Source organism: Metabacillus sp. FJAT-52054, from assembly GCF_037201815.1.
GTDB classification, from domain to species: domain Bacteria; phylum Bacillota; class Bacilli; order Bacillales; family Bacillaceae; genus Metabacillus_B; species Metabacillus_B sediminis.
On the sequence record NZ_CP147407.1, the window covers coordinates 3,398,091 to 3,424,692 of the forward strand.

The window sequence follows — 26,602 nt, forward strand, 5'->3', positions numbered from 1 at the left end:
ATTTCCGTATCTGATTGTACTACTTTTCCAAATAGACTGCGAACCATCCTCCTTCTTTTACAACAGGACGAATGGAAGAAATCCCAAGTCCGGCTTCAGCTGCCACTGTTTTCAGCTCTTTCTCGGTTGGGATGGGGTGAAGATTATCAAATGCGGAAAAGAAGCTATTAAAAACACTCGAGAATTGTTTCCCGTATTTGGCATGACGCATTGGGGTTATGATGGCTATACCTCCCCCTTTTTTCAGCCAGGTTCCAGCCTTCTTCAAAAGCTCTCCCCGCCGTTCCTGAGGTACATAGTGAAGCAGATTATTAATTAGAACTAAATCCCGGCTTTCCGAACTCTCCCATTCAAATGCATCCTGGCACTCAATCTTCAAATCAGGGTACTCCCTGCATCTCACTTTCGCTTCATTTGCCACTCCTTCATTTAGTTCAATTCCCGTTAAAAGGAGATCTGGAAAATCCTTCGATAATCGCTTTAAATATCCGGCATGGCCGCACCCTGCATCGAGCACGCTTTTGGCCTTCGTTTTTTTCACAAGCTGATAAATAACAGGATAGGCGACCTGCTCAAGGATCGAAGAGGTTTGAGCCACCACTTCCCCGTGCTGCTCATGATCAAAAGTCTGTTTATTTTCTGTTGTCATAATAGCCGGATAGCTAAGCAGAGCAGGTATGTGAAGTTCCATCATTTCCTTTAGAATAACCCCGGTCGATTGGGGGTTTTTCTTGCCAGACGGCAGCATGAAGCTTCGAGAAGTACGAAATCGGCCTTTTGACGCCTTTTTCATATATCTGATTGAAAGACCTACATCCATCCACCGCTCTAATAAGTCTTTTTTAAGAGAGTTCGCTTGAGCTACCTCTGTTATCGTTTTGGGCTTACGAAATGATTCATATAAATCCAGCTCATACCCGACGTAGGCATGCCATGTATAAAGAAATGGCAGATTTTTTTTCATCCAGCCTTTCGCCTTCAGCACTCTGACATATTCATTCAGCAATCTATTTCCCTCCTTCTGTTTTCCAAGGGTAATCTGAAGATCTTGTGAACATAAACTTTTTTTGCAGGTTCATCAAATCCACATTGCTGCGAACGGGAAACAGACCTAATTGAATGAGCCGGTCATAAATGGTTTCCTTCCATATCCCAAGCCCGGACACATTCAGCATTTGTTTCGTATGCAGCCTGTCATCCCTTGTTGTCTGCAAAATACCTTTCTTTCTAAAGCCCGGAAAATAAGCAAAAGGCTTGGAGTACGTTAAGGCAGAAAGATGGCTGAGATTCAGAACATAGCGGGTTCTGGGCTTGCGGACGCGTTCATACCATTTTAAAAACCCTGGAGAGGTAATCCCATTTGCATACATCCAGCATAGTAATTCTCCGAGAATATCTCCATCCTGTATAGCAAGATTCATCCCTTCGCCAGCCATTGGATGGACACTGTGAGCGGCATCACCAACGAGCGCCTTATTTCCGTCTACATATTTGCTTGCATGATATCTGACGGGAATCATCAGATGAATGTCCCTCCAGCTTTTAATTTCATCGACATATCCGTCCAGGTCCGGGCAGAGCTCCTTGTAACAGCGATGAAAGAAAGAAATCCCTTTTTCTTTCATATTTTTATATTCTCCTGCCGGAATGAGATAGACCGTCCGGACACGGTTGTCAGGAAGCGGAAATAGTCCCAGAAATGTATAAGGAGTCGAAATCATTTTGCCTTCTTTCATAGAAGCCGGTCTGCTGAAAGAAACGGTTAAAAAGTGATGATCGTATTGACGCTCTTTAATAGAGGAGTTCATGGATTCCCTCGTCTTGGACTTTCTTCCTTCCGCGCCGATTACGTAATCTGCCTCAATTGACAAATCTTCTCCGTGATAATGAATAATGGCTTCATCATGATGAAATCCCTTAAACCTTGCAGGCTGGAGATAATTAAAGGAAGGATAGGCTTCTGCTGCCTTCAAAATGATATGTTTCAGCCCTTCATGCGGAATCATAAGGGAATAGGAAAAAGGACTGTTGATCATTCTGTAATCCATGCTTGCCTTGCCGGTTTCATAAAAGGTTTGATCTCTTTTTTTCATTTCATGAATATCGATATGATGAATGCGGTGGCCCTTTGCCTCTACCTCTTGAATTAGACCGATAGAATGAAAAATTTCCAGGCTTTTAGGCTGCAGCAGTTCACCCTTGTACGTATGAATTCCGCTTTTCGCCTGCTCAGCAACCGTTACATGAATTCCGCACATTGCAAGCTTCAAAGCAACGGTCAGACCTCCCACACCGCCGCCTATGACCAGAACGCTGGTTTTCATTTCCTCACCCTCTCATTCTGTCTTTTAAGATTTGAAAACCTGTTCTATTCAATTCTGCTTGAGCATCTCCGTCAACAGGTTCCAAATCATAAGCATAGGCATCTTTTTTAAAGCCAAATGCCAGAATTATGTAGTATGATTAAAAAAGATGTAATTGAAAGGTTGTGTACGATGGAAAACGAACTAAAATCCTATACCGGCACCGAGATTCAGGTCGGCGGCTTGGAATTTAGCTGGGATCTTGATCAAGGTACTTTTAAATATGAAAAGGACGATGCCGTTCTTTTTTGGATTGATTCTGCAATGAAAATCTTTTTTGATACCATTGAAGAAATTTCAGGCGATAAAGCTGCTGCCGTCGTTCTTGAAACAGCAGGCTTCAGACAGGGCATTATTGTAGGTGATTACTTCAAAAAACAAAACCTTACACTTAATGAGGTAGCTGCCGTTCTTCCTAACACCTATGCCTCTGCGGGATGGGGTAAAATGGAAATATCTCAGGTGAACCACGGCAGAAAGATGGCTATCATTCAGGTTAAGGACAGCTGGGAGTATAAAATCAACAAAGCTCAGGGAAAAACGAGACGCGGTACATTCACTCCCGGCCACTTTGCCGGAATCTTGTCCGGACTATTCGGGGTAAACATTTGGTATAAGGTACTTAAAAGCCAAATTGAAGGAGACAGTCATAGTGAATTTGAATACTTCCCTTCTGAAATGACGGTTCAGCAAAACATTCATGAATTCGCACGCCAGGAGCAATCTGAGCAGATTCGAAGGCTTGAGTATCTGGTGGATGAGCGAACCAGTGAATTGAATGAATTGATAAAGGAAATTTCCTCTCCCATTATTCCTGTACTAGAGGGAATTGTCGTCGTTCCGCTAATAGGAAAATATGATGAACAGCGGTCTCATGATCTTGTCCAGGAGACACTCCTCAATCTTCCGAAGCAAAAAGCTGAATATATGATTTTGGATTTAACTGCAATGAGCGAGGACGTTACAAAAGGAACCGTTGAGTTTATAGACCGGCTTGCAACGTCCGCCTCTTTGATTGGCACTAAAACGATTCTGGTCGGAATTTCTCCTGAATTCGCGATATCCATTGCAAAATCGGACAATAATTTATCTGCGTTTAATTGCTTTAGCACACTGCAGCATGGAATATATTTTGCCCTATCGGAACAGGGCAGGCAGATTACGTAATTGCGGGAATAGTAGAAGAATTGACTTGAACAGTGCCAAGTCCTGCAGATTATAGAAGAAAGATAGGGTTTTGATCGTGAGCCTGCGTCAAGCAGGTTTTTTTATATTTTTCTTTTAATGTGTCCGCATTCTAAATCCCCCAGTTCAAAGCGTTCCATCATTTGTCTGTATGCTTCAACCTGTCCTTCAAGACGCGCTCTTTCTGTCTCACCAAGGTCCTGGGCTCCAAGCTTCTCGCATAATTCTTCACCCGTAGTTTTTAAATAGGTGGCAATTGCTGATTCATTAAATGTATTCACCATTGGTTATTCCTCCTTTTTTGTATTATTCTGGGTAATACCCTTTGGTTTGGAAATGTAATCCTTTGAGTAGGCTGATGGGGGCAAGTGTCTTTCGTGCTCCGTAATGGAAAGGAAATGACCTCCTTAACATCAAAGCGCTATTAAACTTGACTGCTGATTTCCGCTTCAGACACTTGCTTATCCTTGGGCGGGCGGCGAGCCTCCGCAGCGCAGGCGCCTGCAGGGTCTCACCTGTCCCGCTGAACCCGCTGGAGTCTCGTGTCTTCCGCTTCAATCAGCATGTGTTAAAAATCACCTCCAGGCTTTGACGGAGGCATCAAAAAGACCGCCCTCATAAGGACGGTCTTTCTTGCTTATCTTTCGAAGTTGATATTCGCTTTTGTGTTGTTTTCAAACTGAGACTGAACTTCCACTTTCGTGATGTCCGTCACTTTCATTCCAAGTGTTTTGGAAAGCTGATCAAGGTATCCATTCCACGTAACATCTTTAGCAGGAATGACGCTGTCTTTAATTCTTAGCGCTTCAAGCAGGGCATAGATGCCTTTATATTCTTTCGTGCCGGCTGCTGTTTTCTTTTCGATGATTGCTTTAACGCTGTCGCCGTGAGCAAGGTATGTTACATGGTAGTAGTAGCCGTTCTTGTCTTCTACTTTCATGTAAAGCTTGCTGATATTGTAAGGATTGATAACGGCTGATTTTTCACCTTTTTTGAAGGAGAAGTCTACAGTTGCCATGTTGTTAAACCCGACTGAAGCTTTTGCACGCTGAACGTCAGAAGGTTTTACTCCAAGAGCATTGGACAAGCGTTTGATGACTTCCTCTTTGCTTAAGTTCAAGGAAAGATCAAGATTTTTCACAAACTCTGCAACTTTTTTGTTTGCTTCTTCGCCTGTTACTTCAATCGTTTTATTGCCGGATTCTTTTTTAATAGAAACCTTAACGATTCCTTTTTCTTCCTTGTAATCCACTTTGTACTTCGCATCTGTTAGTTCAATTGTGCCATTGAAGGTATCGACTGTTTTCCATAGGGAATTCACGTCAATTTTCTTCACTTGCTCAATTGTTCCCTGCGGAAGCTTAACTTCCGCTGCAGATGCTTGACCTGCCACGTTGACTGCAAGTGCTGCCGCCAATACTGCTGAAGCGATTTTCTTCATTTTCTTAGCACCCTCTCAAAGTAATTTAGTTACATGGATGCCGACCCTAAGCTGTAAGTTTAAAAATCTATGGATTAAAAGGAAGCAGCAAGAATCGATTCCTGCTCTTTTTCACCTGTAGGGAGGACTGCGTCGCGTCCGATTGAAATGTACTCAACGTGAAGCTTCTGCGCCTCTTCTGCTGTATAGCAGTTGCGGCCGTCAAATACGATTGGATTTTCCATAAACAGTCCAGACATTAGAAGCGCTTTTTCTACAATTTCTTTCCAGTCTGTTAAGATAAAGACTGCATCCGCTTCTTTGATTGCATCTTCAATTTGTTCTGCATATTGAACTTCTTCCGGCAGAATCGCTTTTGCATTTTCAGCAGCAATCGGATCATAGCCGATAATTTCTGCCCCTTCTTCTACCAGCTGTTTGGAAACAACAATTGACGCCGCTTCACGCATATCGTCCGTTTCAGGTTTGAACGCAAGACCAAGCAGGGCAATACGCTTTCCTTCAAGAGATCCTAAACGTTCTTTAGCCTTTTTAACCAAAAGCGTTTTTTGGTTCTCATTGATTTGGATAACGGATTTCAGAAGGTGGAAATCATGGCCGTGATCCTGAGAGATCTTCACAAGTGCATGCGTATCCTTCGGGAAGCAAGAGCCGCCGTAGCCGATTCCCGCATTAAGGAATTTGCTTCCGATCCGTGCATCCATTCCCATACCGTTTGCCACTTCATTTACATCAGCGCCCACTTTTTCGGAAAGATTCGCAATTTCGTTGATAAAGGAAATCTTCGTTGCCAGGAAGGCATTTGCTGCATACTTGATCATTTCTGCACTGCTGATGCTTGTTTTTAGAATAGGAAGTCCGAATGGCTTGTTGATTTCTTCAATGATATTAGCTGCTTCAACGTCGTCCGCCCCGATGACAATGCGGTCGCCATTGAAAGAATCATGGATAGCCGAACCTTCTCTTAAGAATTCAGGATTTGAAACGGCTTCCACCAGGTAGTTGTCCTGAAGATTGGCCATAACCAATTCGCGCACCTTGTAATTTGTTCCGAGCGGAACGGTACTCTTTGTTACGACCGTCACGTCGCGGGTGATGTTTTGGCCGATATCTCTTGCTGCTTTGTAGATATAGGAAAGGTTTGCGGAACCATCGTCAGACTGAGGAGTACCTACAGCAATATAAACAACATCTTTGTCTTTAAGGCCAATGATGTGGCTGTCTGTGAACTTCAGGCGGCCAGCCTCAATGTTTTTCAGCATTAATTCTTCAAGACCCGGTTCATAAATAGGGGAAATTCCTTTTTGAAGCAATTCTACTTTTTCAGAATTAATATCCAGGCACGTCACGTCATGCCCGATTTCAGAAAGACAAACTCCAGTAACAAGACCTACGTATCCAGTTCCGATAATGGCAATATTCATGATTATTCCTCCTTCTAAGCTTTACACCAAGACGTGCTTTTCCCAGCTGCAGCTGCAGCTGGGAACCAGTGGCACGTTTACGATAGGATGATTTCTTTCTCTTTTACAAGGCTGCTTAAATATTCGTGAACCTGATCTCCAAGGTCTCCACGCTCAAGAGCAAAATCAATGGTTGCTTTTACAAAACCGAATTTGTCTCCAACATCATAGCGTTTGCCTGCAAAGTTATAAGCTAGTACAGTTTGTGATTCATTCAGTATTTTGATTGCGTCAGTAAGCTGGATTTCGTTTCCGGAACCCGGTGGAAGCGTTTCAAGGATACTGAAGATCTCAGGCGTCAATATGTAACGGCCCATAATCGCATAGTTGGAAGGAGCTTGCTCAACCGCAGGCTTTTCCACAACTGTTGATAGAGATAGAACATCTTCTTCAAGTGTCTTGTTTTCAAGAGGAGCAATGATTCCATATTTGGAAACATCTTTATGCTCCACTTCCTGAACACCCAAAACAGAGGAATCATATTTTTCGAACACATCTATGAGCTGTTTTAAGCATGGAGTTTCGGACTTAACGATGTCGTCGCCAAGCAAAACGGCAAAAGGCTCATTTCCGATAAAGCTCTCTGCGCAATGGATCGCATGTCCAAGGCCGCGCGGCTCTTTTTGGCGCACATAGTGAATGTTTGCCATGTTGGATATCGACTGAATTTCCTCTAGCCTTTCAAACTTGCCTTTTTTGTAGAGCGTTTCCTCCAGCTCATAGGATTTATCGAAATGATCCTCTATGGCACGCTTACCGCGTCCGCTAATGACGAGAATATCTTCAATCCCCGATTTAATTGCTTCCTCCACAATGTATTGAATTGTTGGCTTGTCTACAATTGGGAGCATTTCCTTCGGCTGAGCTTTCGTAGCGGGAAGGAAACGGGTGCCTAAACCGGCTGCAGGAATAATCGCTTTACGTACTTTCATTAAAACCTCTCCATTCACATAAGATTCATCTCATCAGGCTAGCTTAGCCGCGTGTACCCCAAGCAGTTGAGCGAATAGTCAGAAGCGCCCAGAAGCGAAGCGGGCAAAGCAGGATTAGGAACAGCAAACCATATAACGGTGCGAGCAAGAATGTAAACGGCCTCTTGTAGGCGTAAAACACGTTACGGGCATAAGCCGATATAACAACGTAAGCCAAGTAGTAAATGAGCATGATCCAGCCCATGGTCGTAGACGTGAAGTAGATGGCAAGAATCAGTGAAATACCAAATGCAATCCAAAGGAACATTTCAAGCATGACCCATACAAAAACGTTCGGTTTCGTAAAACCAATTTTCATCGCAACAAGACTCTCACGGAAAAATGATTTATTCCAGCGTGATTGCTGCTTAAGCAGTGTGCGCAAATCTGTTGGAGCATCTGTAATACAGCGGGCAGTCGATTGATAAAGTGTCTTTCCTTCACGAATCGCATAGTTTGTCAGGCAGCGGTCATCACCAAGCTGAACCTGCTGTCCAAGGAACATTTGGTTTCCGTAGTGATCCAGGTTTTTCATTACTACTTCGCGTCTGTATGCACTTAATGGTCCGCTGCATACCAGAACATTATTTGTAACCGAGTGAGCAGCACGCTCTACACGGAAGGCATTGTCGTAGCGCATATCAATAAGACGGGTAAGAACATTATCAGTGCGGTTTCGGATATTTACGTGCCCTGTTGTAGCTGATACTTCAGGATTGTTAAATGGTTTTAGCAATTCGCGGACAGCGTTTGGAAATACAGTACAGTCTGAATCTACTGTTATAAATACATCTCCAGTTGCTTTTTCGAAAGCCCAGATTTGCGCATGGCGTTTCCCTTTATTTTGAGGAAGGCGATGAACAATCAAATTCGGCATTTTATAGTTGCCTTTAGCCAGCTCAGCGGCTGTTTCACCAATACCTGACATAAGGTTTTCTTTAAGTTTTAAAGTCGCCTCATAACCAGAAATGTCCTTGCTTCCATCATCAATCAGGAAAATTTCATGAATTGGATAATCCTGCTTCAGAATACTTTCGATGGTGCCAAGCACAGAATCGGGTGATTCATTATAGGAAGGTATAACGACTGATACTTTCAAATCAGGTGGATCCATCATGACTTCCTGATATTTGAAGGAAAGAAGCATTTTCCCTAATAGGTAGGCAATCATTACAGAACCATATAGACCGATTGTTAAATTCAACTTATCAGACGCAGTCCAGTTCACATAGAAAAGGGCCGCTACTGTGATCACGAACAAAGAAATAACGAAGGTCTTTTCCCTCGTGGATAATTTCTTTTGTGTGTTCATTTCCTGCGATTCTCTCATCGCAGACAGATCCTGTTCAACTTTAGCCATACTCGTTCTCCTCTCAAATTGATTTTGGCTCCCTCACTTCTGCCGCATGGCAATCAGCTGCGGAACTTTCATCTCGTTCAGATTAAGGAATTTTCCAAAACGCATCAACCTGCCGTTATGCCCGTGACTAAATTCATCCCCTCTTCAAGAAAATGTGAGAAATTCAATCTTTTCAAGGATGTAAGCGTTCTCCATAACAACTTCGCACTTCCTTCACTTTGTAATATTATTGTAATAATAAAAACCCCTACAAAATTGGGGCTTTGTTTAAACCTGTATTTTATATATAGGAATAACTAATAATTGTTCGTAACTTTTGTAATCAAACTGTAATATAAAATCTCAAGTTATTTGCATATTTTTTTGATTATTAAGGATTTTATAGAAATTTGCCGGAAATTGCAGAATTGTTAAGAAAAATGAGGAAACAGTGCTAAAAAAATAAACCTTTTTCGACAAATTTCGTCGATATTCAACAATAGTAATGAGAAGGATTTCATATAACCGATGTCCTTTACTACTATAAAATTCCATAAATTCAACTTTTTCACGGTGTTTTCCTGTGAACATTTACGTAATGGAGCTTCCACATGGGGTTTATGGGGGTAGGGACGCGGTTGCTAATCTTTATGGCACATGATATTTAATGGTATGGAGGCAAAAGAAGTTATTTGATGATAATGCTAGATATGCTTGTGAGGTGCTGGAATGATTGAAACCGCAGAGATTGAAAAAGTGTTCGCAAACGGGAATGAATGGCATCACGCGCTTAAAAAAGTGAACATTAAGATACAGGAAAATGAATTCGTTGCAATAACCGGTAAATCAGGGAGCGGCAAATCCACTTTGCTGAATTTACTTTGCGGGATTGATAAGCCTTTTAAAGGGAAGATCTCCATCAACGGCACAGAGATTACCAATCTTTCTAAAAGAAAGCTAGCGAAGTGGAGAAACAGCGATATCGGAATTGTGTTTCAATCCTTTCATCTCCTGCCAAGTCTTACGCTTTTAGAAAATGTGATGCTTCCAATGGAGTTTTCCCCTATAAAAAGGAATAAGAAACATCGGGCGCTTGAACTTTTGAGATCTGTAGGACTTGCAGAGAAGGTTCATATGTTTCCTGATTATGTATCCGGCGGGGAAAAACAACGGGCGGCTATAGCACGATCATTAGCTAACGATCCACCAATTCTTTTTGCAGATGAGCCGACGGGAAATCTCGACACAGAAAATGCGAATCATATAATGGAACTATTCTTTCGCCTGATTCATGAGGGGAAAACGATTGTGATGGTAACCCATGATCTGGAGCTATCAAAAAAAACGGATCGGATCATTCAAATGAAGGACGGAATGGTAATAGAAGATCAAGGTCCTTTAGCTTCTATACAAGGGGCTGGCGGATCATGATGCCTCTCTTCGCCAGAAAACCGCTTCGGGACCTAGGCAGGCAAAAAGCAAAAACGCTTTTAATCCTGCTATCTATTATTATCAGCCTGTCGATTGCCGGAATCATTTTGCACACTAAGCTTCAATTTGAGGCGGCTTTAAAAGAAAGCATGAATCAATCCCATGTTTCAGACGCAGCATTTTACACCAACTCATTCCAGACTCTGCCTGCCAGACTCCATAAGCTGGACGGAATTAAAGAAGCAGAAGCAAAAATTTCCGTCCGTGCAAGGGCAAAAACAGAGGAAGGATTTAAAAATATTGAAATCGCGGGTTTGCCGGATCAGCAAAATTATCAAATCGGTCAAATCCATCTTTATAAAAATCATCCTTCAGATGCTGCTTCCTATGCAGAGACCACCACACTGCAGCTTTTCCAGTGGAAAGCTGGACAGACCATTGAGCTTCTGATTCCAGGTGAAAAACAAAAAAGCCTGAAGCTATCAGGAACCGTCACCGATCCATCCAGGATACCAGCACCATTCAGCGGGACGGGATACCTTTATTTATCTTCTGAAGCATTAAAAAAACTTGGTGTTCCGTTAACGTATACTCAAATTCTGATTGAATTTGAGGAAGGCACAAGCAAAGAAGAACGAGATCAGCTAATCACAAGAATCAGCAAGGTTTTGAAATCATCGGGTATCACATCCTATCGTACCGAGCATGCTGAGGAAACCTATTATATAAGGAATACACTGGTATCAGCCATTCTTACCGTCCTCATCTGGTTTGGCCTCTTTTCGTTAGTCCTTGGGTTTATCCTGATTACTCACCTCTTCCATCGGGTCATTGCCGAGCATGTAAAAGAGATGGGGATCCAGCGTGTGGTAGGTGCACCGCTATCATTCATCTGGAAGCAATATTTCCTTTACTTAGGGATCATCGGAAGCATCTCGTTCATGTGCTCCGCCGGGGTCAGCTATTTTGGCAGCAAATGGGCTGTCCGGTATTTGGCAGAAGAGCTGAACATTGGCTCATATACGGAAACCATTCATCCTTCAGTTGTTTATCTGCTGCTTTTGTTATCATTTGCTATTCCTTATCTTGGAGCATTTGTACCGATCCAAAAAGTATTAAACAAACCGCTCACCGATACATTGAGAAATATGCCTCATTCCTTCCCATCCCATAAAGCTAAAAAGAGCTTTGGAAGGTTTTCACTAAGTGTCCTTTCGTGGAGGCATGCTTTTTCCAAGAAGGGGCAAATGGTTTCCAATATCCTGATGCTTTCGTTTGGAGGAGCCATTATTATATCCTGCCTGGCACTGAACCAGACGCTGAATAGTCATCTGAACCAAATGAATAAATTTTGGAATTATGATCAGGAATGGTCTGTAAAAAGCAAGCTTCCAAAATCTGAAATGACAGCACTATTTAAGAAAACAGAGGGAGTAAGCGAAGCAGAGGGCTGGACCGTCCGCAATACGGAAATCAAGCTTGATAAAGGGGGTAAGCACAACGCCCTCCTAATGGCTCTTCCTGAACGTTCAAAATTGATTACACCTGCTGTAAAAGAAGGACAGTGGCTCAAGCGGGGCGGAAAACCGGCCATTGTCATTAACGAAGATCTTCGCACCATGCTTGGCAGCCCCAAACCCGGTGAAAAGGCTGAGCTGCAAATCGGAAAAGAGAGAAAAACATTTTATATAGAAGGAATAATCGGAAGCCAGCTAAGAGGCCCCGCTGCCTACATGGGCGGAACGGATTATGAGAAATGGCTTCTTGCAGATACTGCAAACCGGATTGCCGTAAAATTAACGTCCGGTGCAAAGAGCGGGAAGGTCTCAGAACAGCTTGAGAAACAGTTAACAGATCAAGGTGCAGCAGTAGAAGGAACGGAAACTATTCAAGCTATGCAGGAACGCCCGAAACAGATTATCGGATTGATTGTTGCATCCATTTTAGCAGCGGGAATTTTATTTACCGTTCTTGGATTGCTTAACCTGATGACCGCTACGAGCATGAACGTATATGAAAGGCAGAAGGAAATCGGGATAACGAGGGCTATAGGCGGGTCCTCTGGAAAAATTCTTCGGATGTTCGCAGCAGAAAGTTTAATCATAGCCATGATCAGCTGGAGTCTTGCAGCTGCCTTTTCTTACCCGCTCAGTCATTTTCTTAGCACGCAAATCGGCACCGCCCTTCTCGGCTCTCCATTGCAAAGCGGATTCTATTTAGACGGAATTTTCATTTGGCTTACGGCAAGTATTGTCATTGGACTTGGTGCATCAGCAGTGCCTGTTATAAAATCTCTGGCAAAGCCGCTGCCTAAAATGCTCGAGGATTAACAGCTGAAAAAGAGGAGGCTTCAAAAATGAAGAAAATATTGGTTTTGCCTTTATTTAAAATGGAATCCGGTCACCATAGAAGTGCCAACGCACTGGTAGAGGCCTTTCAAAAGCATGATCCTGAAATACAATGCGAAAAGGTAGACTTTTTAAGCTATGTAAATGGGGGTCTCGAAAGGTTCGTATCGAATCTTTATTTAACTTGGATTAAGAAATTTCCAAAGGCATACAGCTCGTTCTACCATCTCTTTTTCAGCAAAAAATCGAGCATGCTCCAATCTGCTTATGAAGCCGTTTTTCTTGAAAAAATGGAACAGCTGATAGAAGTTAAACAGCCTGATTTAATCGTCTGCACACACAGCTTCCCTTCCTTCCTTGTCGATAAGCTGAAGCGTTACGGAGTATGTGATGTGCCGGTATTAAATTTGTACACAGATTTCTTCATTAACGGTTTATGGGGAAAGGAACAAGTGGATGTGCATTGTGTTCCTAGCAAGGATGTGAAAAATGAATTGCTCCAAATGGGGATTCCAGAAAATAAAGTGATTGTTTCAGGGATTCTTGCAAATGATCGGTTAAATCGGAGAAAAATGAACCGCCAGCATGATGAAAAGATTCATGTCATTCTTTCCGGCGGAAGTCTTGGACTTGGCAAAAATCTTTCGAGTTTAGTCAAAACTTCCAGTAGCGGCCTTGTTGAATACAAGGTTCTATGCGGAACAAACAGGGCCCTTTTAGATAAAGTAAACAGCCTGAATTCTTCTCACATTACAGCACTGCCCTATATTGCTTCTGCAGAGCAAATGAATCAGCTTTACAGCTGGGCGGATGCCATTGTTACGAAACCCGGGGGAGCAACGATTAGTGAGGCAATCAGAAAGAAGCTTCTCATTTTTATTCATTCTGTTCTTCCTGGGCAGGAAGAAATTAATCTAGAATACTTGTCTGAAAGAGGATTAGCGGAAACAATTGATGTCCGGGAATCCTTTGAAGATCAGCTGCTTTCTGTTGTCAGCGATTCAAGTAAGCTGTTTGCCATAAATAAAGCACGCCATCTCTATATGAATGAACTTGATGTCCGTTCCTGTGCTGAACTTGCTTCCCTCATTGAACAGAAGCTCTTTGCAGGTAAAAAGACACCAAAAGAAAAGTATTTGAATGATCTTTTCTCCAAGCTTTACCGCAGTCTTTAAGCTTTACCATTTCTGCGATTTTTGTACACATGATAATAGATAAACGTGCAGCCCACTGCCAAGACGCCAATATGTGCCCACATGAAGGCTGCACGGAACATTTCGATAAATGACATTTCTCCCATCCTCTCTGGATAATAAATAGGAAGTTTTCCTAATCCTTCTTGACTATAATATCGTCTGAAGGCCTAGTTTTTTAACTATTTATCTATAAAATAGTTATATTTACCTACAACTTTAAACTTATGGGTATCCCCACAGTCTTCAAGGCTTATCCATCATTTTAATCACATTTAGCAGAAATAAACTTATACTGTAATGTGATTGATAATAGAAGGTTCAAACGGCAGGCAGCGCAATGTCCTTATTCTGCTGTCAAACAAAGAAATTCTATTATACAAGCCCTAAAAAATTGATGGAAAGGAACATCTTATGTCAGACATGAATCCTCAAGAAGCATTGGCACTGATTAAAAAGACAGGGACTGAGCTTGAAAGAAGCATAAATGATACCATCCAGATTCAGCTGAACCGGGAGGAATTATTGAATCTCGTAAACATGGCTGCCCCATTCATTAAAAGGGCGTTCGATCAAAGTCAGGAAATTTCTGAATTTCTTTCCGTTCCTTTAAATTTCCCTACTAAAAGGGATTTCGTCCGGTTAGCGAATCTCTCTATTCAAATTGAAGAAAAGCTCGATCAAATCGAAGGCTACCTCTACCAGCTTGCCAATCAGGGAACCACTCCTGCACCATCCCTTCCAAGTACTGAAACACCGGCACTTATTGAACGAGCAAATCGGCCTTCTCTGGCAAGAAGCCGGGCAAATAAAGAACAGCTAAAACAAATTCTTATGCAGCATGCACTTCATTTAAATGCCCCATCCGCAAAGGAAACCACCAAAAAATGACTCCCTTCGAAGAAATATACGAGCAGGTAAAAAAGTGCGCCCTTCTTTTGCAAACTCCTGAACCGCCTGTAGGGCTAACTGACCGAACAGCGGTTTGGAAGAAGAATAAGGCTGCTTTATGGTATTATCCTGCAAAAGAGAAAAAGTACCCCGTCCCTTTATTTCTAGTTTATTCGCTTGTAAACAAAGCATTCATATTGGATTTAGCACCTGGATACAGCATGATTGAAGCATTTGTTAATGAGGGCTATGATGTCTATTTGCTGGACTTTGGCGCGCCAGGCTATGAGGATAAAGATCTTACTATTGATGATTATGTGATCAACTATATTCAGGAAGCAGCCCGAAGAACACTTCGTCATTCAAAAGCGGCAGAACTAACGGTTATCGGCTACTGCCTTGGCGGGACAATCGCAGCTATTTATGCAGCCGTTACCGACGATCCAATCCGCAATTTGATTCTTAACGTAGCTCCTATTGATTTTCATCAATACAAGGTATTCGATAAAATCGTAGATGGTATGAGAAATGGAAAAGCTGATTTTGATCCTTTATTCGACGCCCTTGGGATTATTCCTGCAGGCTTTATGAAAGCAGGCTTGCGAATGGTCAGCTACCCTGTTTACTACAGTCCTTATTTATCCCTGCTTTACAGAGCAGATAATAAAGAATATACGGATTATTGGAGAAGATTCAATAAATGGACGCAGGGCCACGTCCCTTTTTCCGGAGAGGCGATGAAGCAATTCGTTCGTGATTTCGGCAGAGAGAACAAGCTCATTAACGGAGGATTGCAGATTAGCGGAAAGGATGCGAGCCTTTCCAACATTAAAGCCAGTTTGCTCGTCATCTGTGCTGAGAGCGATAAGCTCGTTCCAATGGAACTAAGCACAGCCATTATGGATCTTGTTTCAAGCCACGATAAAACGCTTGAAATACTTAAAGGCGGCCATGCTACATTTACAGTGAAGAACGGTCTTCCAGGATACCTTAGCACCTGGCTTCATGAACATTCTTCTTAATAGAGAGAGGAGGATCATTTTGTACCTTCTGGGTCTGCACAGTGATAAAAAAGGAAAATCTGCAGCCGGTATGGCATCTGTTGTCTATATAAACTACCTAAAGTCTGATAACAGCCCTGCCCTATTCAATGATTTAGCAGAGTCTTCGTACTATAACCGCATCACTCATTTTCCTTTATACCGATAATAAGGAAAATCTACCAGTTTGAGCGGCTCCTGACATAGGGAAATAATAAGTAACTTATATTTGTTGGGAAGGGGCCGCCATGCTTGAATTTATTATTGGGATTTTAAAATCATTTGGTATTTGGGGACTTCTGGGCGGAATTGCAATCGAGGCTTCTTCCGTTCCATTCCCCGGCTCTCTTTTAACTTTGGCATACGGGTTTGTCCTTGATCAGCCTATGTCAAAATTGATTTGGATTGCCATACTTGCAAGCATTGTCTACACGATTTTCTCCCTCATTCCTTACTGGATAGGGGCAAAACTGGAACATAAAATGAAAAAGAAGTTTCAGCGCAAAAAAAAGACAATCGAGAGAACCCAGCGCTGGTTTAAGAAGTGCGGAATTTGGAGCATCGCCCTTTCAAGGCCGCTTGGAATCGGAAATTACATTTCCTACGTTTCAGGATTATCTAAAGTAAAATTAACCCCTTTTCTTATTCTGACTTTTATTGGAGTATTTCCGTTAAATATCGCTATGCTATGGCTCGGATCTGCAGGAAATCTCGGTTCCGTTCAGAAGTTCATGTCCAATATGCAGACCGTTATTTTCATTTTACTCGGCCTTGCATTGGCAGGTTATCTTATCTATCGATTCTTTATTAAGAAAAAAAATTGTGATGCTGACGAGCAGACAGAATCCAGTTCAGTGTAAAAAGGAAAAGGATGGGAACCCCCATCCTTTTTTATTGTTTCTTATCATACGAAAGCATAACGATCTCATTGTAGATTTGTGTATTAGAAAGTTTAAGGTTGTGCACGGGAAAGTCTTGTTTAAAAAGCGGAATGCCCTTTCCTAATAAAACAGGGATGACCGCAATCATAAATTGATCCACAAGCTTCTCCTTCAAAAATTCCCGGATGAGATCCCCTCCGCCAATAAGCCAGATATCTTTCCCCGGCTGCTCTTTCAATTTCGAAATGAGGCTGGATGGACTGCCTTTCATGAAGGACGCATATTCATCTCTGCCTTCTTATTCATTTGAAAAGACATAGCAATCCATTCCTTTATAAGGGAATTCCATATCAAAACCAAGTACCTGCTCGTACGTTTTCCTCCCCATAACCACCGTATCGATGTTTTCTATGAGTTCACTATATCCATTATCTCCTTGTCTTTCGGCTTCCTCAAGCCAGTCGATATCTCCATTCTCTCTGGCGATGTATCCGTCCAGACTCATGGCGATATACAATACGGTTTTCCTCATCGCAAATTCCTCCTTTAGTATTGAGATTCGTTATAATGATAAACATATAACATGACAGAAACTGACGTATTTTATGAAAAGGATCTGTTAAACTTGGCTGTTGATTGCAGTTAGCAGGAATTCGCTTTCCAATCGTTAAAAATCAACATCAGGCTTTAACAGAGACTATGAAAAAGGAGATCGGTATGAATCGTTCCAAAAGGCTTTATGACCTCTTAACATACATAAACAGGAGAGATTCTTTTACAGCCAGGGAATGCTCTGAAGAATTCGGCGTCTCAATCCGAACGATCCAGCGTGATCTCGAGGAACTAAGCACCTGGGGCGTTCCATTTTATTCGGAACAGGGCAGACATGGAGGCTACCGGATGCTAAACAAAAATCTGCTCCCGCCTATTCTTTTCTCTGCCGATGAAGCTGTATCTATCTATTTTGCCTATCAGTCATTATTTTATTTCCGCTCTCTCCCCTTTCAGATTGATATCGAATCAGCTCTTCAAAAATTTTATTCAAATCTGCCTCAGCACAGCAAAGAAAAGCTGGACCGGCTGAAAGACACGATTACTTTTTGGTCCCCTCTCAGCCATTTGGCTGAAGCTCCATACCTTCAAGAAATTGCAGATGCTGCAATTGAAAAACAAATTGTGGAGTGGCTTTATGATTCAAAAGGCGGTCAGAATAAAAGAGAAGTCGTTCCCATCGGTATCTATGCCCACGGAGGGCTCTGGTATGTACCGGCTTACTTAATTGAAAAAGAAAAAATTTCCCTCTTCCGCGCAGACCGGGTACTTGGTATTACAAGGAAAGGAAAGAAAATGGAAGGACTCCCCACTTTAACGGAGTGGTTTTTGCAGGATGATACTGCCCAGAGCAATTCCATGCTGGATATCCGTTTATCGAGGGAAGGAGTAAGACTTTGCAAAAACCATCCAATTCTTCAAACCGGTTTGAGCGAAGAGGAGGATGGCAGCGGTTTTATCCGCAGACAAATGGATCCTGCGGAAATCAGCTACACCGCCACCCTGCTCCTCTCACTTGGAGGAAATGCCGAAGTTCTGAAGCCAGAGACATTGCGAAAAGAAATGAAGGAGCATGCGAGAGTATTGGTCGATCTCTATGCGGATGTGGAGAAACAATAAGTGCCTGAAGCGAAATGCACACTTATCTATGCCATAAATGAAAAAAGGCGGAACAGCGGCTGTTCCGTCTTTTAACTCAATGGGCTGTTAAAATAAGAGGTCCATCTGCTGTAATCGCAAGTGTATGCTCAAATTGCGCACAGCGCTTTCCATCCACCGTTCTCGCAGTCCATCCGTTTTTATCCATTTTGGATTGCCACGTTCCAGCATTCACCATTGGCTCAATGGTAATAACCATGCCCTCTTTTAAGCGCGTGCCTTTTCCCGGAAGCCCATAGTGAAGAATGGTCGGGTCCTCATGCATCGTTTTTCCGATTCCATGACCGGTAAAATCTCTGACAACAGAGAAGCCTTCCCCTTCTACATAGGATTGAATCGCATGTCCGATATCCCCTGTTCTGTTGCCGGCAATGGCTTGTTCGATCCCTTTATCCAGTGATGTTTTCGTTACGTCCATGAGTCGTGAGGACTCTTCATCTAATTCCCCTATCGCATAAGACCAGGCAGAGTCAGCAAGGCCTCCATTTAGATTAACCACCATATCAATCGTGACGATATCCCCGCTCTTAAGTTCTTTTTTACTTGGAAATCCGTGACAGATTTCATCATTCACGGACGCACACGTTGCAAATGGATAGCCATGGTAGCCCTTCTGCTCAGGAGTAGCCCCATTGCTTTTCAGAAACTTTTCCACAAAGGTATCAATTTCAAGTGTTGTAATCCCTGGCCGGATCATCATGGCAATCTCTTTATGGGTTTCGGCTAAAAGTCTCCCTGCTTCATGCATGAGTTCTATTTCTCTCTTACTTTTTAACTGGATCATCTTAACGCTCCTAACCGGTCATTATTTCCTGCATATAAACGATACCATATTACAGTTTGTATGAGCTAACCTCCTGCACTTTATTTCGTTAGCATTAACAGCAGTTTCTTCTGGAAATCCCTTATTAGCCTATATGTGCGGCTTCATCAATAAACCATTTCCAAGCCAAATATGCCGTCTCAAAGTTCTCCCTTTTAGCATGTGTATCTCCAGCATTTTATACGCGTACAGCATGCACTCCATTATCATTCTAATTTGGTGTCCTATTTTGTTTATGTACCTTTTTAACAAGCAGTTGGAGCGCATATAAACTATCTTAAAATAAAAAATGAGATACATTTTATGTCTTAATTTCCGAAAGAAAATATTGCCTATTCGTGTGTTAACAGGTTTTGTTTTTACTATTTTAGGCTATGTATATCCTAAACACAAACTTAGATTAATAAGGGAGAGATTCTTATGTCAGAAAAACGTCCACTTGCATTAATTACCGGAGCTTCCTCCGGTCTTGGCCTTGAGCTATCCAAACAATTCGCCCAGAACGGTTATGATCTGGCCATATCAGGATCAAGTGACCGTATTTTTGAAGCAGCAGAAGTCATTCGCGGCCTTGGAGCTAACGCTTATCCCCATCAGGCAGACGCGGCTTCATACGATGGTGTTGAAAGCTTCTGGACCTTTGTGAAAGAATTAAACCGGCCGGTTGAAGCAGCTGTCCTAAACGTTGGAATTGGTCTTGGAGGGGCATTTGCAGACACAGATCTCGAAGAAGAGCTTAAGCTGATTTCCATCAACATTACAGGTACGGTTCACATGGCAAAACGCGTGGTTAAACATATGCTCCCAAATGGCCGCGGTAAAATTCTAGTGGTCTCATCCATTGCTGCAACTCTTCCAACCCCATATGAGACTGTATATGGACCTTCTAAGGCATTTGGTTTTCTATTTGCAGAATCGCTGCGTGAAGAACTGCGCGAAACAGGCGTTACGGTCACTGCCATCCTTCCAGGGCCGACGGATACAAATTTCCACTCTAATGCAGGAATGGGCTCAAGCGAAATCGGTTCTTCTAAGAAAAACGATAAAGAGCTCGTAGCCAAACAGGGCTTCGAAGCACTAATGAACGATGTAGATCACGTTGTTGGCGGAGATGAAGCAACAAAACAGGAGGCAATGGAAAATCGAAGTACCCCTGAGCCAGAGAAGGCCGCCCGCCATGCAAAACGGGCACGCCTGCAAAACTAAGGCAGGATTTACTCTAATAGAGTTAAAAGGATCTATAGCTCACCTCCAACCCTTAAAGTTGGAGGTGATTTTTCATTCATTGGAACTTTTTTTATCCTTATCCGTATTACTGGCAGAACGAATGGAGGGAAGCGCTATGGAACATGTTCAGCACAAACTCGATCAATACAGTCATATCTTTCTGCTGTTAAAGGATGAACTGAAATGGAAGGTCTCTGACCAGAGAATTTTAATGATGGCCGCTTCTTTTTATTCTGTTTCCAAACGGCCTTTCAACCTTCCGCACTATCTCAATATATGTGATTATATGAAAGCTTACAGCGGAATGTTTTCTCCATTTAAATCCTACCACCGCTTCATCACAGCTGCTATCCTTGACACAAGGTACGAAGATCCCTTTTCCAAATTTGACGAAATGAACCGGATACACGATGAACTTGTAAAGGCCGGGTTTCGAAAGGGAATCTTTACTTATATCTCTGCATTGGCATTCATGGGAACAAATACTCCAGAAGAGAGAATCCATGAAAAAGCCGCAAAAGCGCATACCATCTACTCCTATATGAAGGACCAGCATTTCTTTCTTACCTCTGCAAGTGACTATCCGCTTGCTGTTCTTCTCGCTGAAGGAGAGGAACGGACAGAGGACATTGTAGGGTTAATGGAATCTTATTATGACCAGCTGAACCGAAGCGGTTTTAAAAAAGGCAATGAACTGCAATTTTTAAGTCATATTCTATCTCTAGCAGGTGCAGCAGCTTCTCAAAACTTAGTGGACCGCTGTGTTCAAACCGCTTACACACTGGAGAATCACGGCTTTAGATTAAAAAGAAAAAACTATCCGGAAATCGGTCTGCTTTCTTTAATTGACAGTCAAACCTCGGATATAGAAAACCTTGAAAGTGCCATTAGCCAGCTGAATGCTGCAAAACATTTTAAATGGAATAAAGAAATGAACTTCACGGTAGCCGTCCATCTAATTGCCAGTGAACGCTTGGAAAACACAACCGTGCTCGGAACCGGATTTTATACTTCCATCGAAATCATGATGCAAGCTCAACAAGCCGCTATGATTGCCGTAGTTGCAAGCTCAGCCACCTCTGTCTCTGACGGCGGCGGGGGCGGAGAATAAGGAGGAGAAATGATGAATCACTTTGAAAATCGAATTGAAACTCTCCATTTCAAAAGGAGCGGAATGATACCAAACCACCCATCCTTTCCCGTACTTTTATATAAAGGACCGATCCTTGAACATGCCAGCAGGATTGAAGAACTCTTTAACCGGAATAATTGGCTGAACAGCTGGAGAAACGGTATTTTTCCTTATCATCATTACCACAGCAATTCTCACGAGGTACTTGGTGTGATTTCAGGTTATGCCGAGGTGCGGATCGGAGGAGAAGATGGACAAGACATAATGATTCAAACAGGCGATGTTATCGTTCTCCCTGCTGGAACCGGTCACAAAAAACTCTCATCCTCCGCCGATTTTAAAGTGGCAGGGGCTTATCCTGAAGGTATGAACCCTGATCAATACTCAGAAAGCGACCCTCTCCTTCAGGAAACCATCGCCTGTATTCAATCCGTTCCCATTCCAGTTCAGGACCCGGTCACTGGCGGAATCGGACCCCTTCATTCACATTGGAAAAAATGACAAAAAAAGGCCTGCTTCCATTGACTGGAAGCAGGTTATTTATCTATTTAAGAGGGGGGAAGGGTACTGCTAATCTATTCTTGAGCAGTGAGCGTAAGCGTGACCTCCTGCTTTTTGCCATCGCGATAAATCGTGACCTGTACCTTATCGCCAATGGACTTGCTTTCATAAAGGTATTTTCTCAGCTCACTGGAATTTTTCACTTTTTTACCATCAAGGGCCGTAATGACATCGCCTCTCTCTAGTCCTCCTTTTTCAGCCGGAGAACCCGATTGAATGCTATCGAGGTAAACACCGGTAGTCATTCCTTCCGGAAGACCCAGCTGCTCACCCGCAACTTGTGGCGGAATCTGCTCAATATCCCCAAGCGAAACTCCGAGGAACGGACGATCAATCTGTCCTTTCTCCATCAGCTGTTTCGCAACCGGCATCACATCATTGCTCGGAATCGCAAATCCGAGGCCCTCTACACCATTTTGGCTGATTTTCAAGCTATTGATGCCAATGACCTCACCATTCATATTGATAAGAGGGCCGCCGCTGTTTCCTGGATTAATGGCGGCATCCGTCTGAAGAACATTTAATTCCCAAGGTCCCTTCGACGTATCGATTTGGATGCTGCGGTTCGTTCCGCTAATAATTCCCTCCGTTACCGTGCGGGAGAACTCAATGCCAAGCGGATTCCCGATTGCAATGACCTTTTCACCTGCACGAAGCTTAGAAGAGTCACCAATTGGCGCTACACTCGGAGCCGCCTCCGCATTAATACGAATCACAGCCAGATCGGTTAAAGGATCTGCGCCTACCAGCTCGCCCTTTACCTTTTTCCCATTAGAGAAAGAAACGTCAAGCGACTGTGCTCCTTCAACCACGTGATTATTCGTCAAAATAAAAGCATCCTTGCCATCCTTCTTGAAAATTACACCAGAGCCCGTACCGCTCTCCTTAGCCGTGTTACTAAAGCTCTCCTGACTTTGCTGCAAATTCGCAATTCCCACAATCGCAGGGGATAATTTTTCAGCCACATCCGCAACATTTGTTGAATGACTTACCGCCTGAACGTTAGTGGATTTGGAAGCACTCTGTGATGCAGTTTGCTGAGTAGGAGCCGATTGTACAGCCGGCGATTCCTGCTGCTTATCAAGCATCGGATAAACCCCGAGAACAATCATCCCTCCGACCACACCGCTCGTTATAGAAGAAAGAACCGGCTTCCAGCGGCTGGGCTTAGACGGTTTCTTTCCACCCCCATAGCGGCTTGAAGATTCCTCATTATGATTTGAATGTTCATCATAGTAACCCATCATGAATTCCTCCTTAACATTCACTAGTCCTCTTTGCTTATGTCCTAATCTTATAAGAAGAATTTGGTAAGAGAATGAGAGAATGATGTGAAATTATGAGAAAAGCGGAGGCGGCTTGCTTAGCCCTGAAAGACGGTGGAGCTCTCGACCGAAGGGCGCTTTTTGCCCTGACCGAGAGAGCGAAGCGGCCGAAGGGCTAGCCGCCGGAGCTGGACAATGAGAAAAGCGGAGGGCGCTTGGTCATGCCGACTGGGACATTGGAGCCCCCGACCGAGAGGCGTTCTTTGCCTCGACCGAGGGGGCGAAATGGCTCTGCGGCATAGCGCCTGGAGCTGGACAATGAGAAAAGCGGAGGGCGCTTGGTCATGCAGACTGGGACATTGGAGCCCTCGACCGAGAAGCGTTCTTTGCCTCGACCGAGGGGGCGAAATGGCTCTGCGGCATAGCGCCTGGAGCTGGACAATGAGAAAAGCGGAGGGCGCTTGGTCATGCCGACTGGGACATTGGAGCCCCCGACCGAGAGGCGTTCTTTGCCTCGACCGAGGGGGCGAAATGGCTCTGCGGCATAGCGCCTGGAGCTGGACAATGAGAAAAGCGGAGGGCGCTTGGTCATGCCGACTGGGACATTGGAGCCCCCGACCGAGAGGCGTTCTTTGCCTCGACCGAGGGGGCGAAATGGCTCTGCGGCATAGCGCCTGGAGCTGGACAATGAGAAAAGCGGCCAAGCGGCTAGCGCCCGGAGCTGGACAATGAGAAAAGCGGAGGCGGCTACTAGTAAAGATGTTCTGCTAAAGGCGCGACGTCCTGTCGCAACGCAGAACTGCCTGCATCGTGCTGCGGCCTCCGTGAGAGACGGTGAGAGAGTTCATGCCTTGAGGTATAAACCCTAAATAATACAAACAAAATCCCGCCGAATAGCCAGCGGGATTCTTTATTATTTTTCAGTTGACCATTTTGCAAAATGGGATTCCTGTCCGTAAATATCGACAGACGTGACGGAGTAGATGGAACTCTCTGAATCAGGATCTAAATAATTTTTACGGTCCAGAGAAGATACACTTCCTACTTGCTCCTTCGTTCCATTACTGTTCTGGCGATAGACACGGTATCCGATAATTTTTTCATCCCTGACCGCATGCCATGAAACCAAGTTTCCTTTTACCTCCACTTTAGTTGGAGCTTCCGGATTTTCCGCATTTGTTTCAATCTGTTTAACTAAATCGTCTCTGAGCTCCGTATACACGACAAGACGTTCTTCATGAGTTCGGTTAGAGCGGTCAAATGTTCCTGTACAAGTAATTAAGTTTAAGTTCCGTCTGCTTGTACTGCCAAAAATATCATCTAAAGGTGCTTTATCACGCGGATAGCTTACCTTGTTTTTTACAATAAAAACAAGCTCTTTTCCCTGATTGTCCTTCACTTTAATTTCGTCGCCTTTTTCAAGCTTCTTAAGGTTGTAAAAGACAGCCGGACCGGTCTTATTATCTACATGACCGGCTAAAACGGCGTTTCCTGCATTCCCGACCTTGGTTCCCGGTTCAAACCAGCCGATATTATTATCATCTTTCGGAACATCCATCTGACCGCTCGGAAGGGTTCCTACATTTTCAATACTGGCCGAGACATTGATTTTAGGAATTTCCACCTTCACCGGCTCCAATCCTTTAAAGGCGGAGGTCAATCCGTTCATGGATTCAATTTGCTCTTTGATTCTTGGAAACTCCTTATTAAGAGGAAGCTTCGTCTTGATCAGAGCTGGAATGACATCTTTCTTTTCTTCTGTCTTTCTCTCTTGCTGCGTTGCATTAACCGCTGGCTCTTGGTTGTTTAAGAAAAAATAATCAGCTGCACTATAAATGAATAGGGTGAACAGTCCTACATAAACAATTGAGAGGAACCATTTCACGAAAACACCTCCGCTTCAAAAAGATGGTAATCATAGGAAAAAGAAGAGAAGGAGTTCTCTTCTTTTTCCTATTCCCTGTCTATTACTTATTCATTGCTCGTTTGCGAATAACTAATCCGCCAGTCAGAGCCAAAATTCCAGCAAGTGCAGCATACATCATGTATGGAGACTGGTCATTTGCTGTACCGCCCATACCTGTTTTAGGCATATCAGAAGGCATGTTTTCTGCCATGAACTTGTCTGGCATTTGTTTTACGATTGCTCCTCCAAGTGCTTCACCTACTCCGTACATGTAAGCATACCCTTCACGGAATGAAGCTGTACTTGCTTCGTAGTCTTTCGCTACATAGCTATCAAACGTTTTGATGACTGTGTCTTCATGTCCTTTTACTGCTGCTTGAGCATCTGCAGTAGGAAGGTTTTCTTCGGTTGCTGCACCAAGGAATGCACCAAATTCTTTAGAGAACATGCTTAGAGATTCTTTAGCTGCTTTTACTTTTTCTTCATCACCTTGTGCAGCAGCTGCAGCTAGATCAGCTTGTGCAGTGATGTGTTTAGACTGCCATACTTTTTCAAATTGTGCTCCGCCTTCTTCACCATAAATTGAAGCGATGGCTGCTTTGAAATCAGCTGTGTGCATATCTTCAGCCCAAGTTGCGAAATCGTAATCTTTTGCTCCATCAAAGCCTTTTTGCATACCCATTGCTGCTAAAGCAAAGTGCTCAGAAGCAAGCATATTCAGGTTAGATCTTAAATCGGCAGCTGGTGTATCTGCTTTAGAGTTTTCGAATTTTTCAGGCATTTGAGAAACGATTGCTGTTGATAATGCTTTAGAGATGACAAACATCCGTGCGTAACCTTCGCGGAAAGCTGTGTATGATGCTTCATAATCACCTTTTACATGCATATCGAATGCTTTCATTACATCATCTTCATGTGCACGAAGAGCTTCTTTTGCTGCTGCTTCAGGAAGTTTTCCTTCAGTAGCTGTTCCAAGGAATTTAGCGAAGTTGTCAACAAATTCCTGAACTTCAGCTTCAGCTGCTTTGCGTGCTTCAGCATCTCCGCTTTTCGCTGCTTCGACTAGAGAATCTGTGTATGTGTTATGACCAAGGAAAATTTCTTCAAACTGTGCTGCGCCTTCTTTACCGTAAATAGATTCAATGGCTGGCGTCATATCTTTTGCATTTTGATTTAGTGCTGCTTGTACTTGTTCTGCATCGGCAGCTCCGTCATATTTCTTCGTCATGGACATTACTGCTAAAACAAAGTGCTCGGATAACAGCTGGTCCAAAGTCGATCTAAGATCTGCTGCCGGTGTAGAGACCGTCGGCTGTGCCTTTTCTCCTGCGGCCATAGCCATAGTCGGGATAAAAAGCAGTAAAGCCATCATCATTATTAGTATTCTTTTCATATTCATGTAGCTGTTCACTCCCTTGTTTTTTGTTTTACA

The 26,602-nt window shown here is 43.3% G+C and carries 25 protein-coding genes; 12 read left to right on the plus strand and 13 right to left on the minus strand.

The window, feature by feature from the left end:
* Positions 1-19: 19 nt before the first annotated feature.
* Together WCV65_RS17755 and WCV65_RS17760 are read right to left on the minus strand one after the other, a co-directional pair.
* Positions 20-1,006 (minus strand): class I SAM-dependent methyltransferase, encoded by a 987-nt coding sequence (locus WCV65_RS17755; protein WP_338778319.1) that lies wholly within the window; start codon positions 1,004-1,006, stop codon positions 20-22.
* Position 1,007: 1 nt separating this feature from the next.
* The gene (locus tag WCV65_RS17760) at positions 1,008-2,324 is read right to left on the minus strand and encodes an NAD(P)/FAD-dependent oxidoreductase (protein ID WP_338778321.1); all 1,317 of its coding nucleotides are present in this window, start codon (positions 2,322-2,324) and stop codon (positions 1,008-1,010) included.
* 171 nt (positions 2,325-2,495) lie between these two features.
* Here WCV65_RS17760 and WCV65_RS17765 point away from each other — a divergent pair, with 171 nt between their 5' ends.
* Entirely contained in the window at positions 2,496-3,530 is a 1,035-nt protein-coding gene (locus tag WCV65_RS17765) for an STAS domain-containing protein (protein ID WP_338778323.1), read from the plus strand.
* A 101-nt stretch (positions 3,531-3,631) separates the two neighbouring features.
* On the opposite strand, the gene WCV65_RS17770 is transcribed toward WCV65_RS17765, so the two are convergent.
* From WCV65_RS17770 to WCV65_RS17790, 5 genes are all read right to left on the minus strand, one after another.
* Positions 3,632-3,832: a hypothetical protein gene (locus WCV65_RS17770; protein WP_338778325.1), complete on the minus strand. Its 201-nt coding sequence runs from the start codon at positions 3,830-3,832 to the stop codon at positions 3,632-3,634.
* 353 nt (positions 3,833-4,185) lie between these two features.
* On the minus strand, positions 4,186-4,989 hold the full coding sequence (locus tag WCV65_RS17775; RefSeq protein WP_035413497.1) for a YusW family protein: 804 nt from the start codon (positions 4,987-4,989) through the stop codon (positions 4,186-4,188).
* A gap of 74 nt (positions 4,990-5,063) precedes the next feature.
* Complete coding sequence (locus tag WCV65_RS17780; protein WP_338778327.1) at positions 5,064-6,413, minus strand: UDP-glucose/GDP-mannose dehydrogenase family protein; 1,350 nt, start codon at positions 6,411-6,413, stop codon at positions 5,064-5,066.
* Positions 6,414-6,490: 77 nt separating this feature from the next.
* Positions 6,491-7,384: a UTP--glucose-1-phosphate uridylyltransferase GalU gene (gene galU / locus WCV65_RS17785; protein ID WP_035413500.1), complete on the minus strand. Its 894-nt coding sequence runs from the start codon at positions 7,382-7,384 to the stop codon at positions 6,491-6,493.
* 43 nt (positions 7,385-7,427) lie between these two features.
* A complete protein-coding gene (locus WCV65_RS17790; protein WP_231890001.1) occupies positions 7,428-8,783 on the minus strand; it encodes a glycosyltransferase in 1,356 nt (451 codons plus the stop codon).
* Positions 8,784-9,491: 708 nt separating this feature from the next.
* Between WCV65_RS17790 and WCV65_RS17795 the strand changes: the two genes are divergently transcribed.
* The 7 genes from WCV65_RS17795 to WCV65_RS17825 all read left to right on the plus strand — a co-directional run bounded on the left by WCV65_RS17795 (position 9,492) and on the right by WCV65_RS17825 (position 16,525).
* The gene (locus WCV65_RS17795; RefSeq protein ID WP_035413505.1) at positions 9,492-10,193 is read left to right on the plus strand and encodes an ABC transporter ATP-binding protein; all 702 of its coding nucleotides are present in this window, start codon (positions 9,492-9,494) and stop codon (positions 10,191-10,193) included.
* Complete coding sequence (locus WCV65_RS17800) at positions 10,190-12,523, plus strand: FtsX-like permease family protein (RefSeq protein ID WP_338778333.1); 2,334 nt, start codon at positions 10,190-10,192, stop codon at positions 12,521-12,523. Before WCV65_RS17795 ends, WCV65_RS17800 begins: the two co-directional genes overlap by 4 nt.
* Before the next feature lie 26 nt (positions 12,524-12,549).
* On the plus strand, positions 12,550-13,716 hold the full coding sequence (locus WCV65_RS17805; RefSeq protein ID WP_338778335.1) for a galactosyldiacylglycerol synthase: 1,167 nt from the start codon (positions 12,550-12,552) through the stop codon (positions 13,714-13,716).
* Positions 13,717-14,148: 432 nt separating this feature from the next.
* A complete protein-coding gene (locus WCV65_RS17810; RefSeq protein WP_051860886.1) occupies positions 14,149-14,625 on the plus strand; it encodes a hypothetical protein in 477 nt (158 codons plus the stop codon).
* Positions 14,622-15,647 carry an alpha/beta fold hydrolase gene (locus WCV65_RS17815; protein ID WP_035413509.1) on the plus strand — a complete coding sequence of 342 codons (1,026 nt, stop codon included), beginning with the start codon at positions 14,622-14,624 and terminating at the stop codon, positions 15,645-15,647. Before WCV65_RS17810 ends, WCV65_RS17815 begins: the two co-directional genes overlap by 4 nt.
* Positions 15,648-15,666: 19 nt before the next feature.
* Positions 15,667-15,834 carry a hypothetical protein gene (locus WCV65_RS17820; protein ID WP_156506005.1) on the plus strand — a complete coding sequence of 56 codons (168 nt, stop codon included), beginning with the start codon at positions 15,667-15,669 and terminating at the stop codon, positions 15,832-15,834.
* A 79-nt stretch (positions 15,835-15,913) separates the two neighbouring features.
* The gene (locus WCV65_RS17825; RefSeq protein ID WP_035413511.1) at positions 15,914-16,525 is read left to right on the plus strand and encodes a VTT domain-containing protein; all 612 of its coding nucleotides are present in this window, start codon (positions 15,914-15,916) and stop codon (positions 16,523-16,525) included.
* Positions 16,526-16,556: 31 nt separating this feature from the next.
* Here the strand turns inward: WCV65_RS17825 and WCV65_RS17830 are convergent, their stop codons facing one another.
* A complete protein-coding gene (locus WCV65_RS17830) occupies positions 16,557-16,817 on the minus strand; it encodes a dihydrofolate reductase family protein (RefSeq protein WP_338778340.1) in 261 nt (86 codons plus the stop codon).
* A gap of 27 nt (positions 16,818-16,844) precedes the next feature.
* The gene (locus WCV65_RS17835; protein ID WP_338778342.1) at positions 16,845-17,078 is read right to left on the minus strand and encodes a dihydrofolate reductase family protein; all 234 of its coding nucleotides are present in this window, start codon (positions 17,076-17,078) and stop codon (positions 16,845-16,847) included.
* Between the two features lie 185 nt (positions 17,079-17,263).
* Between WCV65_RS17835 and WCV65_RS17840 the strand changes: the two genes are divergently transcribed.
* Positions 17,264-18,217, plus strand: coding sequence for a YafY family protein (locus WCV65_RS17840; protein WP_338778344.1), 954 nt, complete (start codon positions 17,264-17,266; stop codon positions 18,215-18,217).
* A gap of 76 nt (positions 18,218-18,293) precedes the next feature.
* Here WCV65_RS17840 and map read toward each other — a convergent pair whose 3' ends face one another.
* On the minus strand, positions 18,294-19,040 hold the full coding sequence (map, locus tag WCV65_RS17845; protein WP_035413516.1) for a type I methionyl aminopeptidase: 747 nt from the start codon (positions 19,038-19,040) through the stop codon (positions 18,294-18,296).
* Positions 19,041-19,499: 459 nt separating this feature from the next.
* Here map and WCV65_RS17850 point away from each other — a divergent pair, with 459 nt between their 5' ends.
* The 3 genes from WCV65_RS17850 to WCV65_RS17860 all read left to right on the plus strand — a co-directional run bounded on the left by WCV65_RS17850 (position 19,500) and on the right by WCV65_RS17860 (position 21,939).
* Positions 19,500-20,285, plus strand: coding sequence for an SDR family NAD(P)-dependent oxidoreductase (locus tag WCV65_RS17850; RefSeq protein ID WP_338778346.1), 786 nt, complete (start codon positions 19,500-19,502; stop codon positions 20,283-20,285).
* A 136-nt stretch (positions 20,286-20,421) separates the two neighbouring features.
* The gene (locus WCV65_RS17855) at positions 20,422-21,417 is read left to right on the plus strand and encodes a DUF4003 family protein (RefSeq protein WP_338778348.1); all 996 of its coding nucleotides are present in this window, start codon (positions 20,422-20,424) and stop codon (positions 21,415-21,417) included.
* A 12-nt stretch (positions 21,418-21,429) separates the two neighbouring features.
* Positions 21,430-21,939, plus strand: coding sequence for a cupin domain-containing protein (locus WCV65_RS17860; protein ID WP_035413522.1), 510 nt, complete (start codon positions 21,430-21,432; stop codon positions 21,937-21,939).
* A gap of 74 nt (positions 21,940-22,013) precedes the next feature.
* On the opposite strand, the gene WCV65_RS17865 is transcribed toward WCV65_RS17860, so the two are convergent.
* From WCV65_RS17865 to WCV65_RS17875, 3 genes are all read right to left on the minus strand, one after another.
* On the minus strand, positions 22,014-23,243 hold the full coding sequence (locus tag WCV65_RS17865) for a trypsin-like peptidase domain-containing protein (protein ID WP_338778350.1): 1,230 nt from the start codon (positions 23,241-23,243) through the stop codon (positions 22,014-22,016).
* 934 nt (positions 23,244-24,177) lie between these two features.
* The gene (locus WCV65_RS17870) at positions 24,178-25,149 is read right to left on the minus strand and encodes a class F sortase (protein ID WP_338778353.1); all 972 of its coding nucleotides are present in this window, start codon (positions 25,147-25,149) and stop codon (positions 24,178-24,180) included.
* A gap of 82 nt (positions 25,150-25,231) precedes the next feature.
* Positions 25,232-26,569, minus strand: coding sequence for a copper amine oxidase (locus WCV65_RS17875; protein WP_338778356.1), 1,338 nt, complete (start codon positions 26,567-26,569; stop codon positions 25,232-25,234).
* Between the last annotated feature and the right edge of the window lie 33 nt (positions 26,570-26,602).

What these genes read in the sequence shown, in the direction of transcription:
- WCV65_RS17760 (WP_338778321.1), bottom strand. Translation starts at nt 2,324, where the DNA reads ATGAAAACCAGCGTTCTGGTCATAGGCGGCGGTGTGGGAGGTCTGACC.
- WCV65_RS17765 (WP_338778323.1), top strand. Translation starts at nt 2,496, where the DNA reads ATGGAAAACGAACTAAAATCCTATACCGGCACCGAGATTCAGGTCGGC.
- WCV65_RS17770 (WP_338778325.1), bottom strand. Translation starts at nt 3,832, where the DNA reads ATGGTGAATACATTTAATGAATCAGCAATTGCCACCTATTTAAAAACT.
- WCV65_RS17775 (WP_035413497.1), bottom strand. Translation starts at nt 4,989, where the DNA reads ATGAAGAAAATCGCTTCAGCAGTATTGGCGGCAGCACTTGCAGTCAAC.
- WCV65_RS17780 (WP_338778327.1), bottom strand. Translation starts at nt 6,413, where the DNA reads ATGAATATTGCCATTATCGGAACTGGATACGTAGGTCTTGTTACTGGA.
- galU (WP_035413500.1), bottom strand. Translation starts at nt 7,384, where the DNA reads ATGAAAGTACGTAAAGCGATTATTCCTGCAGCCGGTTTAGGCACCCGT.
- WCV65_RS17790 (WP_231890001.1), bottom strand. Translation starts at nt 8,783, where the DNA reads ATGGCTAAAGTTGAACAGGATCTGTCTGCGATGAGAGAATCGCAGGAA.
- WCV65_RS17795 (WP_035413505.1), top strand. Translation starts at nt 9,492, where the DNA reads ATGATTGAAACCGCAGAGATTGAAAAAGTGTTCGCAAACGGGAATGAA.
- WCV65_RS17800 (WP_338778333.1), top strand. Translation starts at nt 10,190, where the DNA reads ATGATGCCTCTCTTCGCCAGAAAACCGCTTCGGGACCTAGGCAGGCAA.
- WCV65_RS17805 (WP_338778335.1), top strand. Translation starts at nt 12,550, where the DNA reads ATGAAGAAAATATTGGTTTTGCCTTTATTTAAAATGGAATCCGGTCAC.
- WCV65_RS17810 (WP_051860886.1), top strand. Translation starts at nt 14,149, where the DNA reads ATGTCAGACATGAATCCTCAAGAAGCATTGGCACTGATTAAAAAGACA.
- WCV65_RS17815 (WP_035413509.1), top strand. Translation starts at nt 14,622, where the DNA reads ATGACTCCCTTCGAAGAAATATACGAGCAGGTAAAAAAGTGCGCCCTT.
- WCV65_RS17825 (WP_035413511.1), top strand. Translation starts at nt 15,914, where the DNA reads ATGCTTGAATTTATTATTGGGATTTTAAAATCATTTGGTATTTGGGGA.
- WCV65_RS17830 (WP_338778340.1), bottom strand. Translation starts at nt 16,817, where the DNA reads ATGAAAGGCAGTCCATCCAGCCTCATTTCGAAATTGAAAGAGCAGCCG.
- WCV65_RS17835 (WP_338778342.1), bottom strand. Translation starts at nt 17,078, where the DNA reads ATGAGGAAAACCGTATTGTATATCGCCATGAGTCTGGACGGATACATC.
- WCV65_RS17840 (WP_338778344.1), top strand. Translation starts at nt 17,264, where the DNA reads ATGAATCGTTCCAAAAGGCTTTATGACCTCTTAACATACATAAACAGG.
- map (WP_035413516.1), bottom strand. Translation starts at nt 19,040, where the DNA reads ATGATCCAGTTAAAAAGTAAGAGAGAAATAGAACTCATGCATGAAGCA.
- WCV65_RS17850 (WP_338778346.1), top strand. Translation starts at nt 19,500, where the DNA reads ATGTCAGAAAAACGTCCACTTGCATTAATTACCGGAGCTTCCTCCGGT.
- WCV65_RS17855 (WP_338778348.1), top strand. Translation starts at nt 20,422, where the DNA reads ATGGAACATGTTCAGCACAAACTCGATCAATACAGTCATATCTTTCTG.
- WCV65_RS17860 (WP_035413522.1), top strand. Translation starts at nt 21,430, where the DNA reads ATGAATCACTTTGAAAATCGAATTGAAACTCTCCATTTCAAAAGGAGC.
- WCV65_RS17865 (WP_338778350.1), bottom strand. Translation starts at nt 23,243, where the DNA reads ATGGGTTACTATGATGAACATTCAAATCATAATGAGGAATCTTCAAGC.
- WCV65_RS17875 (WP_338778356.1), bottom strand. Translation starts at nt 26,569, where the DNA reads ATGAATATGAAAAGAATACTAATAATGATGATGGCTTTACTGCTTTTT.